Source organism: Rhizobium sp. UFLA01-1127, from assembly GCF_059803845.1.
Map to the genome: position 1 here is coordinate 51,774 of NZ_JAUQTZ010000013.1, position 12,612 is coordinate 64,385.

General features: G+C 61.5%; 11 protein-coding genes. 6 read left to right on the forward strand and 5 right to left on the reverse strand.

Annotated features, from left to right (window positions below; all coding sequences use genetic code 11):
• The first annotated feature begins 87 nt into the window (after positions 1-87).
• From Q4Q11_RS05300 to Q4Q11_RS05315, 4 genes are all read left to right on the forward strand, one after another.
• Positions 88-969, forward strand: coding sequence for a LysR family transcriptional regulator (locus Q4Q11_RS05300; RefSeq protein ID WP_498568851.1), 882 nt, complete (start codon positions 88-90; stop codon positions 967-969).
• 83 nt (positions 970-1,052) lie between these two features.
• Positions 1,053-1,859 carry an alpha/beta fold hydrolase gene (locus Q4Q11_RS05305; protein ID WP_498568852.1) on the forward strand — a complete coding sequence of 269 codons (807 nt, stop codon included), beginning with the start codon at positions 1,053-1,055 and terminating at the stop codon, positions 1,857-1,859.
• A gap of 136 nt (positions 1,860-1,995) precedes the next feature.
• Positions 1,996-3,117: an alkene reductase gene (locus tag Q4Q11_RS05310; protein ID WP_112511505.1), complete on the forward strand. Its 1,122-nt coding sequence runs from the start codon at positions 1,996-1,998 to the stop codon at positions 3,115-3,117.
• Positions 3,114-3,842: an SDR family NAD(P)-dependent oxidoreductase gene (locus Q4Q11_RS05315; RefSeq protein ID WP_498568853.1), complete on the forward strand. Its 729-nt coding sequence runs from the start codon at positions 3,114-3,116 to the stop codon at positions 3,840-3,842. The genes Q4Q11_RS05310 and Q4Q11_RS05315 overlap by 4 nt, the downstream gene beginning before the upstream one ends.
• A 33-nt stretch (positions 3,843-3,875) precedes the next feature.
• Here Q4Q11_RS05315 and Q4Q11_RS05320 read toward each other — a convergent pair whose 3' ends face one another.
• Entirely contained in the window at positions 3,876-4,163 is a 288-nt protein-coding gene (locus tag Q4Q11_RS05320) for a hypothetical protein (RefSeq protein WP_112511511.1), read from the reverse strand.
• A gap of 154 nt (positions 4,164-4,317) precedes the next feature.
• On the opposite strand from Q4Q11_RS05320, the gene Q4Q11_RS05325 reads away from it, so the two are divergent.
• A complete protein-coding gene (locus Q4Q11_RS05325; RefSeq protein ID WP_498568854.1) occupies positions 4,318-5,376 on the forward strand; it encodes a LacI family DNA-binding transcriptional regulator in 1,059 nt (352 codons plus the stop codon).
• A 163-nt stretch (positions 5,377-5,539) separates the two neighbouring features.
• Here Q4Q11_RS05325 and Q4Q11_RS05330 read toward each other — a convergent pair whose 3' ends face one another.
• Complete coding sequence (locus Q4Q11_RS05330; RefSeq protein ID WP_498568855.1) at positions 5,540-7,726, reverse strand: mechanosensitive ion channel family protein; 2,187 nt, start codon at positions 7,724-7,726, stop codon at positions 5,540-5,542.
• A 166-nt stretch (positions 7,727-7,892) separates the two neighbouring features.
• On the opposite strand from Q4Q11_RS05330, the gene Q4Q11_RS05335 reads away from it, so the two are divergent.
• Entirely contained in the window at positions 7,893-8,867 is a 975-nt protein-coding gene (locus tag Q4Q11_RS05335; protein WP_498568856.1) for a DUF1444 domain-containing protein, read from the forward strand.
• A gap of 144 nt (positions 8,868-9,011) precedes the next feature.
• Here Q4Q11_RS05335 and pncB read toward each other — a convergent pair whose 3' ends face one another.
• The 3 genes from pncB to Q4Q11_RS05350 form a co-directional block, all read right to left on the reverse strand.
• Entirely contained in the window at positions 9,012-10,316 is a 1,305-nt protein-coding gene (gene pncB, locus Q4Q11_RS05340; protein ID WP_113216414.1) for a nicotinate phosphoribosyltransferase, read from the reverse strand.
• 338 nt (positions 10,317-10,654) lie between these two features.
• Positions 10,655-11,614: a 2-hydroxyacid dehydrogenase gene (locus Q4Q11_RS05345; RefSeq protein WP_498568857.1), complete on the reverse strand. Its 960-nt coding sequence runs from the start codon at positions 11,612-11,614 to the stop codon at positions 10,655-10,657.
• Between the two features lie 11 nt (positions 11,615-11,625).
• A partial coding sequence (locus Q4Q11_RS05350) for an ATP-binding cassette domain-containing protein (protein ID WP_498568858.1) occupies positions 11,626-12,612 on the reverse strand: 987 nt, incomplete at its 5' end.

Genomic DNA, 12,612 nt, shown 5'->3' on the forward strand with positions numbered 1-12,612 from the left:
AGCAGACGCAAAGGCGGGCGCAATGCGGATGATGCGAAGAAAGCCTTCGGCTGTTCCGAAGGCTGGATATGCGGTAACCTGCACTTCATGCGCTTCGATCTGACCGACCTTCGCCTCTTCCTCGCCGTCGTCGATGCCGGCAGCATCACGCATGGAGCCGCCGATGTTGGCCTTTCGCTGCCGGCTGCCAGCGAGAGGCTGCGTGAGATGGAGGCGAATGGCGGTGTGCAGCTTCTGGAGCGTGGCCGGCGTGGCATCCGTCCTACACCGGCCGGCGAAGCGCTGGCCCATCATGCCCGATTGATCCAGCGGCAACTGACACAGATGCGCGGCGAGCTTGGCGAACATGCAAGCGGCCTGCGCGCGACGATCCGGCTTCTTGCCAACACCGCCGCGATTGCCGAATACCTGCCGCCACGCCTTGCAGACTGGATGGCAAAACACCCGCAGACGGATATCGACCTCAAGGAACGCCAGAGCGTCGAGATTGCGCGCGCCGTGTCGGCAGGGCTTGCCGAGATCGGTATCCTCTCGAGCGCCGTCGATACGGCGGGCCTGATTTTGCGGCCCTTTGCGATCGACCGGCTGGTGGTGGTCATGCCTCGCGATCATGTGCTGGCGGCGGCAAAGCAGATCGCCTTCGCGGGAATCCTGCATGAGCATTTCATCGGGCTTGCCGGCGGAGCGCTGCAGGATCACATCGACGCACAGGCGGCCCGACTCGGCAGCCGATTGAAAATACGCGTGCGGATGCGGACGTTCGAAAGCATTTGCGAGATGGCGGGCCAGGGTATCGGTCTCGGCATCGTGCCGGAAACTGCGGCGCGGCGCTGCAGCCGATCCGCCAAAACTGCGATCGCTCGCTTCACCGACCCATGGGCGACGCGCCGGCTTTCGATCTGCGCCCGCTCGCTCGAAGAGCTTCCGTCACCGGCCCGCGATCTTTTCCAACATCTGGCAACGATATGACCCGGCCTGTTGAAAAGACGCGTTAGGATCGACTAGTCTCTCGCGAGGGCTGTCGAGAGGAGACGGCGCAATGGGAGGTGGGTATGGAATTTCACGACGATGAGCTTCACCGCTTCGAAGCCGAAGGGGCCACACCCTTGCCGCATACCGAGACGGAAGGCCATGTCGATCATGATGGCGCACGTATCTGGTATGCCTCCTATGGCAGCGGCGCTCCCATAATTCTCCTGCATGGCGGGCTCGGAAACAGCGGCAATTGGGGCTATCAGGTTCCGGCCCTGATCGATGCCGGCCATCAGGTTATCGTCATCGACAGCCGGGGCCATGGCCGCAGCACGCGAGACGAGCGGCCCTATACCTACGAACTCATGGCCTCTGACGTTCTCGCCGTCATGGACAGGCTGAAGATCGATAAGGCGGCCGTTGCCGGATGGAGCGACGGTGCCTGCATCGGCTTGGTGCTTGGAAAAACTCATCCGGAGCGCGTTGCCGGCGTCTTCTTCGTTGCCTGCAACATGGACCCGAGCGGCACGAAGGAATTCGTGGCGACACCGGTCATCGAGCGCTGCTTTTCCCGCCACACGAAGGATTATGCCGCCCTGTCGGCTACGCCGGACAAGTTCGATGCCTTCGTCGAGGCTGTCGGCCTGATGCAGCGGACGGAGCCGAACTATACCATTGCCGCTCTCGCCGAGATCGACGTGCCCGTCGCCATCGTGCAGAGCGAGCATGACGAGTTCATCAAGCATGAACATGCCGATCATCTCGCGCGGCACATTCCCGGTGCGCAGCTGATCCTTTTGCCCGGCGTCAGCCATTTCGCGCCGCTGCAGCGACCGGCGCAGTTCAACGCTGCCTTGCTCGGCTTTCTCGCAACGATCCCGGTCTGATACGAGATTCAGTTGCGCACGTCCGATTGTTGGAATAAATGATGACCATCATCTTATTCGAACTCCCGAGACCGAATCGCCGCTGACAGGCCCTTCCGCCCGGGGGAGCAGTTTTCGCTCCAGGCAGGAGAATTTTATGACAGCCATTTTGTTTTCGCCGCTTTCCATTGGCCCCTACGAACTTGCGCATCGCATCGTCATGGCCCCCCTCACCCGCATGCGCGCGAGCCAGCCGGGCAATGTGCCTTCGGCACTGAATGCCGAATATTATGCCCAACGCGCCAGCGAGGGCGGGCTCATCATTTCCGAAGGTTCGCAGGTTTCCCGTACCGGACAGGGTATGCCGGCGACGCCGGGCATCCACACCGCCGAACAGGTCGCCGGCTGGAAGGCGGTGACGGACGCGGTTCATTGCAAGGGCGGCAAGATCTTCCTGCAGCTCTGGCATGTCGGCCGCATCTCCCATTCCTCCCATCAGCCTGACGGTGCTCCACCGATTGCTCCTTCCGCCGTCGCCGCCAAAGGGCAGGCCTTTACGGCTACCTTCGAACGCGTGCCCTTCGAGACGCCGCAGGCGATTGACATCGACCTCATGCCGCTTTTGATCGACGTCTATGCCCAGGCGGCCGCCAATGCCAAGCAGGCGGGCTTCGACGGCGTCGAGATCCATGGTGCCAACGGCTATCTGATCGAGCAGTTCCTGCAGGCACGAACCAACCAGCGCACCGACCAATATGGCGGCTCGATCGAAAACCGCACGCGGCTGCTCCTCGAAGTGGTCGAGGCGGTATCCGATGTTTGGGGATCGGATCGCGTCGGCGTCCGCCTTTCGCCATTCGGCATCGCCAATGACAGCGGCGAGGACGATCCCTTGCGCCTTTATGGCCATGTCATCCGCGAGCTGGACCGGCTGAACCTCGCCTATCTGCATCTGATCGAGCCGCGCGCAAGCGGTGCCGGTCAGGCCGAAGTCGACCGCAAGAACGTGCCTTCGGCTGCGGAACTCTTCCGGCCCGCCTGGTCCGGCACACTGATCGCCGCCGGCAACTTCCGGCCGGATGCGGCCGAGGCCGCACTTGCCGCCGGCCATGCCGATGCCATCGCTTTCGGCCGTCTGTTCATCGCCAATCCGGATCTGCCGGAGCGCATTCGGCGGGGTGCGCCTCTCAATCCCTATCATCGCCCGACTTTCTACGGCGGCGGCGCCGAGGGCTATACCGATTATCCAACACTCGATGCCAGGGAGGCCGCCGAATGAGCACGCCAAGCGCCATCATCGTCGGAGTGGGTGCGGAACAGGGACTGGGTGCTGCGCTCTGCCGGCTTCTCGCGACCAGGGGCTACCATGTCGTCATCGCCGGCCGGACGGCGGCGAAGATCGATCGGGTGGCTGCTGCCATCCAGGCATCCGGCGGCAGCGCCGAAGCGATCGAAACCGATGCGACGGACGAAGCTGCGGTCATCCGGCTGTTCGAGCACGCCTTTACTGACCGGGACGATATCGCTCCGCCCGACCTGGTCGTCTTCAACGCGGGCATCAACCGCCAGATCGGCTTTCGCGATCTGACGGCCGCCCAATTCGAGGAATTCTGGCGCATCTGCTGCTTCGGCGGCTTCCTCGTGGGGCGCGAGGCGGCGCGTCATCTGGCGCCGATCGGCCGCGGCACGGTGATCTTCACCGGCGCTTCTGCGAGCCTGCGGGGCAAGGCGGGCTTTGCGCAATTCGCCGCCGCCAAGGCGGGTCTTCGCATGATCAGCCAGAGCATGGCACGCGAATTCGGTCCGCTCGGCCTGCATGTCGCCCATACCATCATCGATGGCGGCATAGATGGGGAGCGGCTGCGTTCGCGCCGGCCGGATGTGGATGCCGACGGGTTGCTGAACATCGATGCCATTGCCGAGAGTTATTGGCACATTCATCGCCAGCATCCTTCGGCCTGGACGCAGGAGCTCGATCTGCGCCCCTACAAGGAAAATTTCTGAAGCTGTCACAGAGCATTGGAGCGCGGCATTGTTTTAGCAATTCCGCGACAAGGCCTTGGCGAGAGCGAGGAGCTTCGGGTCTTCAAACCCTGTGCGATGTCTGACGTCGATTTCGCTCTCGCTGTCTGAGGTCACGCTCGGTATCGTGAAAGACCACGCCGATGGGCGCTTCCTACGGCGGAAAAGGCCCGCCAACCGGCGAAGCACGCTCTGCCTGCCGGCCCTGCCCTCATGTTCAGATGGCGGATCGACGGCATTCGGATTGCAGGGATCACCCCATCGATCCTCATAGAGATCCTTGAAGAGATAATTGGTCAGCATCGGCTCACCTTTCATTTTTTGAATCGATTCAATACCAGGCCGTATCCTTTTCTTGAATCGGTTCAATCGTACGCCTTAAAAGCCCGTTGTCAAGCAGAATTGAACCGATACAACTTTATTGCTAATATCCTCCGAAAACACATGGAGGATTTCATTGGCCAAGGGCACCATCAGGCTCGCGGATGTCGCGAAGGCGGCAGGCGTATCGCAGGGGACCGCCTCCAATGTTTTCAACCGGCCCGAAGTGGTGCGCGAGGAAGTGCGAGAGCATGTACTCGAGACAGCCAAGCGGCTCGGCTATGCCGGGCCGAGCCTGACGGGCCGGCTGCTGCGGGCAGGAAAAGTCAATGCGATCGGCATCGCCGCCGTCGAGCCCTTGGCTTATTTTTTCAATGACCCCTGGGCCAGGGCTCTGCTGGCCGCCGTTTCCAAGGTGTGCGATGCCAGCGGCACCGGTTTGGCCTTGGTTTCGGCCAAGGACCGGCAGACGGTGGACTGGAATATCAAAAGCGCGTTGGTGGACGGCTTCATCCTGCTCTGCGTGGAAGGCGGCGAAAAACTGGTGCAGTTGACACGCGAGCGGCAATTGCCCTTCATCGCCCTCGCCTTGAATGACGAGGACCCGTCGATCCCCGCAATCAGCGTCGACAACGTCGGAGGCGCGGCCGTTGCGGCGCGGCATCTGGCGGAATTGGGCCACAGGCGTTTCGGCGTGCTCGCCACAGAACTGTCGGATGACCATGTCGGGCCGGTCGGCATCGCCGGGATCGAACGGGCGATCTATTCCACCTCCCGCAGTCGCGCGCTCGGTTACTGGCAGGCGCTCGAAGCCTTCGGCATTCGGCGCGAGGACCTGCCGATCTATGAGACGCTCAACGACAAACCGAGCGTCGAAGCCGGGCTGAACTACCTGTTTTCCGCGCCCGTGCCGCCGACGGCGATCCTTGCCATGTCCGACAATATCGCGCTTCTGGCGATCAACTGGCTGCGGGCGCGAGGTCTCTCCGTACCGCAAGACGTTTCCGTCATCGGCTTCGATGGCGTGCCGGAAGGCGGCATGGTGGAACCCGGTCTGACGACGATGGCCCAGCCCTTTGCCGAGATCGCAGAACGTGCAGTGCAGGCCGTCCTCCACGAGGCCCTGCCGACCGAGCGCGAGATGATCGGCGTTAGTCTGATCGTACGCGGCAGCACGGCGGCGCCGAAGCACTAGGTTCGCCACCTGCAAAGCCCGAGGGATTCATGGCGGCGTTAGCATTCCGGAGCAATCGCATGTGAAATGAGGTCGTTGCTGCGTCCCCTTTCTCCCCGAGGGGAGAAGGAACTTGCAGTGCCGACGTGCCTCGTATGAAATTGCTCCGCTTAGATACCAAGCGTTAACTCGCCTGCTGCGCGCCATCCACGTTTGCCGCCCGCATCTCGATAAGCTGCCGGGCAGCGGCCGCCGCCGCATCCTTGTCGCTTGCCACCTGTACGGTCGGGAAGGCGAACTGGATGCCGTTTTCGTCGAAGGACTGCTTGATCAGGGCCAGCGCGCTGCGGCGGATGACCGAGAGCTCGTTCGGCTTGGCGGTGATCGCCAGCCTGATTTCGATCGCGAAATCGCCGAACTGCTCGACGCCCTTCATCTTCAGCGTCTGGATAATGTTCGGCTTCAGGTCCTCGTCTTCGAGCAGGCGCTGGCCGATATCCTTGACGATGCGCTTCAGCCTTACGAGATCGGTATCGTAGGTGACCTTGACGATGATCTTGTCGATCGCCCAGTCGCGATTCATGTTGTTGACCGCGCCAAGAGAGCCGAAGGGGATCGTTGCCAGCGGGCCGCGTTGGTGGCGCAGCTTGACCGAGCGCAGGCTGAAGGATTCGACGACGCCCTTGTAGTGGCCGCTTTCGATATATTCGCCGATACGGAAGGCATCGTCCCAGAGATAGAAGACACCGCTGATGACGTCCTTGACGATGGTCTGCGCACCGAAGCCGACCGCGACGCCGACAACACCGGCACCGGCGATCAGCGGCCCTATCTGAACACCAAGGCCCGACAACACCATCATGACGGCGATAATGCCAATGACGACGGCAAGGATATTGCGGAAGATCGGCAGCAGCGTCTGCAGCCGGGCGCGGCTCGCCCTTATCTCGTCGGATTCACCGGCGGCGGGCAGAGCTTCCATTACCTTGCCGTCGATATAGGTTTTTGCGAGCTGCCAGACGAGATCGGCGACCAGGAGGATGACAATGCCGCCCAGGATGCCCCTGGCGATACGGCCAACGACCGATTCGCTGCCGGCCATCATCGCATGGGCCTCGACTCCAAGCATCTTGCCGAGCCACAAAGCCGCGAAAGTGATGATCAACGCACGCACGCCACGGTCGAGCAGCACGGCCGCGATCTTGCCGGTACCGAAAACGCCGTCGGCCGCATCATGCAGAGCCTCGATTGCCTTTGTCGATACCGAGAGGACGCGCGGCAGCAGGATCGCATAGATGCCGATCCACAGAAGACCGTCGAAACCGGCCACCCAGAGGCACCAGAGCGCCACGAAGAAAATCGTTAGCAGCCAGGAAACCGCCTTCGCTCCATGTCTTTCCGGCGCAAGCGGCCTCGACCACACGGCAGCCGTGGCGATCAGAAACAGACCGATCCCGAGCGTGTAGCCGATGAGGTCGCGCGCGCCTGCGGAAAAATCCAGCGACGTGACGGCCTGTATGATCGCCCAGCCGCAGGCAAAATAGATGGCAAACAGCGTGCATCGCCGATACCAGTAGGATGCGACGCGCCGCCGTTCGGCGATGCGGACCGAGCCGCCGTCCTCGTCCAGAACATCACCGGTGCGACGCATGGCGATCAATTCCATGACAAGCTTGCCGATGGAGATCGCCAGCCTGATCGAGACCATGGCGATGACGCAGGCGATGGCGAAATTTTCAATGACCGGCGGCCAGTCGAAGGCAAGAAGCGGAACGAGCGTCACCAAGCCATGGATGATCGCGGGTACGACGCCGCCCAGGAACTGGAAGCGCGCCGCCTGCAACTCTGTCTCGGTACCATCGGCATTCCCGGTACGCTGTACATGCCTGGTGTTGATGAAGTGCGAAACCGCGAGTTCGGCGACAAGCCCCAGGAAGAACAGGAGAGCAATCTGAATGATGATGCGCACGAGGCCGACCGACTTGCCCTCGCCCTCCAGCTTTTCTGATGCCGCCATGACCTCGTAGGGCAGCGTCATCGCCGCGCCGGAGACCAGCTCGAGGTGATGCCGCGTGTGGCCGAGCATGCCCGATAGAACAGACATTTGATTGCCGTCGGCCGGAGCCGGATCGCCGGCGGTCGCAGATTTATCGCCAGCGGACGCGGGCTGACTGTTGAGTTGCGTGGAAAGCCATTGCCTGACATCAGGCTCGTTCAGCAGCTGAATCAGCTCGCGAATTTTGTCGGGCGGCGGAGTTGCCGGCTGCGGTACGGCCGCATTCTGCGCGAAGACCGCTACAGGCACGGCCAGTACAAAAAGACAAAAGAGCAGGCCGCCGATCGTCCACCTGCAGCCCCCGACATTCCTCATTTGCGCTGCCCTTCCCGCCATGGGACCATCCGGCCCGATCCGGCAGACTATACGTGTTTTTGACGCGGGCAAGCAGGCACTTGCAGCACCCAATCTCCATCTGTCGCCATTGCCGCGCAGAGGTAGCCGCGCTAGGTTCCGCAACAATACCGTTCAGTGCTCGGGGATGCGCGTGTTCGATTTCCTGAAATGGCTCTTCGGCAGAGGCGGCAAGCGCGCGGAGATGCGTTCCGGCCAAGCCTTCCCGATACAAGAGCCCGAGAGCACGGCCGGCGCCAAAACTCTCGATCTCAATATCCCCGATGAAGCGCTGCGAGACGAAGCAAGCTTTGCGGCCTATCTGCAGGAACGGCTGCCGTTCTTCGGCGACCTGATCCGCGTCGATTACGATCCTGCCGCCGGCAGCCTGACGCTGCACAGCCGCAACGGCGACACGATAACGAAATTCCTGAACAATGCGCTGCTGGCGCTGCGCGAAAAGCGCGGGCCGCTGCGCGCGCAGGCGCTGCTCAACTATCTCAACATTACGGAAGCCATAGTTGACAAGTGTGAACTCGGCAAGGTCCTGCCGATCCTGAAGGCGCGCGATTTCATCGGTGTGGCTCGAAAGCAGATGATGCAGGCCGCCAAGGACGAGCCCAATCCACCGCAATTCGTCTATCTCGACGAGGCGGAAAACCTGATCAAGCTCTTCGTCGTCAACGGCGAGACCACCGTCAGCTACGTTATGGCCGAAGCGCTCGACGACTGGGGCATCGATGCCATGGAACTTGCCGAGATGGCGCAGGCCAACCTGCAGAAATTTCTCGCCAAGACCGGCGTCCAGATCGCCAAACGCAACCGGTTTCAATATGTCGAGGTGGACGGCCAGTTCGAATCCAGCATCGCCTTCCTGCCGAATTTCTGGGCGCAGGTGCAGGAGCAATCCGGCGGTGCCGCGCCGATCGCCGCCTTCCTGTCACGCGACAAGGTATTCTTCACGCATGAGAACGACAAGGAAGGCCTGCAGCTTCTGGAGCTGATCAGCACCGATCTCAGCGATGTGCCCTACGTTATTTCGCCGGATCAATATCGCTGGGAAAATGGCAGGTGGACTCTGTTTCGGCGCGTCACGCGGATGGAAGCGGCCATTCGCCACTAGAGCCGGATGATTTTAGGTCGGATCGACCTAAAATCTGAATCCGCTCTAGAATCAAGGAAGTAGAGCGTGATGTCATCCGAAAACCGCCTACACTTTTCGGCATCACGCTCTAAGAACTTTAAGCATTCCGGACGGGAAACCGCTTTAAACGAGCACTTCCTGATCAACGCGATCCTCTGCGCCGAAGAACTTCAGATAGCGTTCGACTTCCGCAGGATCGCCCGTTGCTTTCTGGGGATTGTCCGAGAGCTTGACGGCCGGGCGGCCGTTTGCCTCGATGACCTTGCAGACGATCGAGATGGGGTTGAGGCCCCTGAGCTCCGTCGGGGCGCAGCCGGCGAAATCATTGGTCAGATTGGTGCCCCAGCCGAAGCTCATGCGCACACGGCCATCAAAGTGCTTGTAAGTGTCGATGATGGCATCGACATCGAGCCCATCGGAGAAGATCAGCAGCTTCTGGCGCGGATCGCGGCCCATCTTCTTCCACCAGTCGATGATCTTCTCGCCGCCTTCGATGGGCGGGGCGCTGTCGGGGCGGAAGCCGGTCCAGTCGGCCACCCATTCCGGCGCGTTGCGCAGGAAGGAAGCCGTGCCGAAGGCATCGGGCAGCACCACGAGCAGGTTACCGCCATAGAGGCGGTTCCAGTCGCGCAGGACCTTGTAGGGCGCCTTGCCGAGTTCTTCATCGTTTTTCGCAAGCGCTGCGGCGACCATCGGCAGCTCATGGGCATTGGTGCCGACCGCTTCGAGATCGGAATCCATGGCGAGCAGCACGTTGCTCGTGCCGGTGAAGGCGTGGGGTACGCCTTCCTTCAGCGCTTCGACGCACCAGCGCTGCCAGAGAAAGCTGTGGCGCCGGCGGGTGCCGAAATCGGAAATGCGCAAGTCCGGCAGCTCGCGAAGCCGCTCTACCTTTTCCCACATCTTGGCCTTGGCGCGGGCATAGAGCACATCGAGAGTGAAGGGGCCGAGTGCCCTGAGCGCGGAGCGCGAACGAAGCTCGTTGATGATAGCGAGCGCCGGAATCTCCCACATCGTCGTTTCCTTCCATGAGCCATGGAAGTCGAGAATATATTGGCCGTCGCGCTTCGAGAGTTCGTATTCCGGCAACTGGAAATTCGACAGCCAGGCGAGGAATTCCGGCTCGAAGATCTGGGCGCGGCCGTAGAACGTGTTACCCGCAAGCCAGATCATCTCCTTCTTGGAGAGCCTCAGCGTGCGGGCGTGATCGAGCTGCTCGCGCAACTCCTTCTCGTCGATCACTTCGGCGAGGCGCACGCTCTTGGTGCGATTGATGAGCGAGAAGGTGGCGTCGACGTCGGGGTAGAGCTTCCAGATCATCTGGAGCATCAGAAGCTTATAGAAATCCGTATCGATCAGACTGCGGACGATCGGATCGAGCTTCCAGGTATGGTTATAGACGCGGGTGGCGATATCCGTCTTGGTCATGTCGTTCCTGCCCCGTCTCCTGCCCTGCGGACGTCATGCTTGTCGCCGGCGGTGTGCCGGCACGAGAGCGGTTCAGCTCTTCACGGAATCTCTGAGCCGCTCTATCTCTTTGCTTTCACGCAATTCCGGACGGAAAACCGCTGCGCCCATTTTCTGGAATTGCTCCAGCGCCCTGTTATCAAAAAATGTTGAGCGAAAGTCCAGTCGCTGAAAGAAAATTGATACCAGAGCAAATTTGCTGCACGAGACTGCGGGGCTCTCGCATTTGAAATGAGATGGTTGCCATATCCCCTTCTCCCCGAGGGGGGAAGGAATGTACAGCGCCCTCTTCGTAAGACTTAGTAACCTCGGCCGCGATCCACCAGATGCTGCAGCGGCTCGCCGCGCTCGAAGCGGGCGATCTGCTCCTCGACATGGCGCATCAACGCCTTTTCTTCAGACACGGCGGAATCATGCGGCGTGATGATGACATTTTCCAGGTCCCAAAGCGGATCGTCCGCCGCCAGAGGCTCGACGGCAAAGACATCGAGCGAGGCGCCGCCGAGAATGCCGCTGCGGATTGCCGAGGCGATATCGGCCTGCACTTGGCTCCTGCCGCGGCCGGCATTGATGAAGACCGGCTTGCCAAGGCGACCATTGCGGCGGAGCCTGGAAAAGAGCGAGGCGTTGTAGACCCCCGTCGTTTCCGGCGTCAGCGGCAGGAGGCCGACGAGAATATCGGTTCGGGCCAGGAACGCATCGAGCCCGGAGGCATCGAAGGTTTCCATGCCGTCGATCTCTTTCTTGCCACGGGACCACCCGATGACGTCGAAGCCCATCACCTTCAGCTTGGCAGCGGCATCGCAGCCAAGCACGCCGAGCCCCATAATGCCGACGGTGACTTCGGCGGCCTCTGGACCACTTTGCGGTGCCCAGACATGCTGGCGCTGGTTCCTGAAATGCCCCTGCACATCGCGCAGATGCATCAGGCACTGCATCACGACCCATTCGCTCATGCGCACGGTGAGGCTGCGATCGACGAAGCGGACCATCGGAATATCGGGCAGGCCGGCAATGGACATCATCGAATCGACTCCGGCACCGCCCGAGAAGATCACCTTGAGATTGGGTGCCCGTTCGAAAAGATCGGCATCCGGCTTCCACAGAAGCGCGTAGTCGACATGCGAGAGATCCGCGCTTTTATTGGCAGGATCGGCCAGATTGATGCTGCCGCGATCGGCAAAGGCCGTTTCGAGCGCCTTGGCAACGGTGGCAGGATCGAATTTGAGATCGACGAGAACGGGGCTCTTGGCCGGCATGGTGGTGGTCTCTATTGCTGGATGGCGGCGTTCGGCACCGCCTCGATGTTGAACGCGGCGGCAAGGAGCGCCTTGGTGTAATCCTCTTTCGGCGCCCGGAAGATATCGGCGGACGCGCCCTGCTCGACCACCTTGCCGAAGCGCATGACGATCAGCTCGTTGGCGAGCGCCTTCACCACCTTCAGATCGTGGCTGATGAAGAGATAGGCAAGATCGTGCTTCCGCTGCAGATCTCGCAGGAGATCGACCACCTGCGCCTGCACGCTCATGTCGAGCGCCGAAGTGGGCTCGTCGAGCATGACGAAACGCGGCTTCAGCACCATGGCACGGGCAATGGCGATGCGCTGGCGCTGGCCGCCCGAGAATTCATGCGGGAAGCGCCAACGGGTGGAGGGATCGAGGCCGACCTCCTCCAGCGCCCAGCAGACGCGCTTGTCGCGCTCATCGGCCGAAAGCGAACGCTCATGCACCTTGAGCCCCTCGGCGATGATTTCGCCTACCGACATGCGTGGGCTGAGTGATCCGTAGGGGTCCTGGAAGACCACTTGCAGCTGATTGCGCAGCGGCCGCATTTCGCGGAACGAATAGCCGGCTATATCCTTGCCGACAAAGGCGATGCGGCCCTTGGAGGAAATAAGCCGGGCCAGCGCGAGACCAAGCGTGGTCTTGCCCGAGCCGGACTCGCCGACGACACCGAGCGTCTGGCCGGCCCTGAGCTTCAGATCGATGCCATCGACCGCCTTCACATGATCGACGATCTTGCGCATGAAGCCAGCCTTGATCGGGAACCAGACGCGAATGTCGCTGCCTTCCATGACCACGGGCTTGTTCGCATCGCTTGCCGGCGGCTCGCCGCGCGGCTCGGCTGCCAGCAGATGGCGGGTATAGTCATGCTGCGGCCGGGTGAAGACATCTTCCACAGTACCGGTCTCGACGATCTTGCCCTTGGTCATCACGCAGACACGGTCGGCGAACTTGCGGACGATGCCGAGGTCGTG

Bases quoted from the DNA above. Each gene is read 5' to 3' on its own strand.
- Q4Q11_RS05300 (WP_498568851.1), top strand. From the start codon at position 88: ATGCGCTTCGATCTGACCGACCTTCGCCTCTTCCTCGCCGTCGTCGAT.
- Q4Q11_RS05305 (WP_498568852.1), top strand. From the start codon at position 1,053: ATGGAATTTCACGACGATGAGCTTCACCGCTTCGAAGCCGAAGGGGCC.
- Q4Q11_RS05310 (WP_112511505.1), top strand. From the start codon at position 1,996: ATGACAGCCATTTTGTTTTCGCCGCTTTCCATTGGCCCCTACGAACTT.
- Q4Q11_RS05315 (WP_498568853.1), top strand. From the start codon at position 3,114: ATGAGCACGCCAAGCGCCATCATCGTCGGAGTGGGTGCGGAACAGGGA.
- Q4Q11_RS05320 (WP_112511511.1), bottom strand. From the start codon at position 4,163: ATGCTGACCAATTATCTCTTCAAGGATCTCTATGAGGATCGATGGGGT.
- Q4Q11_RS05330 (WP_498568855.1), bottom strand. From the start codon at position 7,726: ATGAGGAATGTCGGGGGCTGCAGGTGGACGATCGGCGGCCTGCTCTTT.
- Q4Q11_RS05335 (WP_498568856.1), top strand. From the start codon at position 7,893: ATGCGCGTGTTCGATTTCCTGAAATGGCTCTTCGGCAGAGGCGGCAAG.
- pncB (WP_113216414.1), bottom strand. From the start codon at position 10,316: ATGACCAAGACGGATATCGCCACCCGCGTCTATAACCATACCTGGAAG.
- Q4Q11_RS05345 (WP_498568857.1), bottom strand. From the start codon at position 11,614: ATGCCGGCCAAGAGCCCCGTTCTCGTCGATCTCAAATTCGATCCTGCC.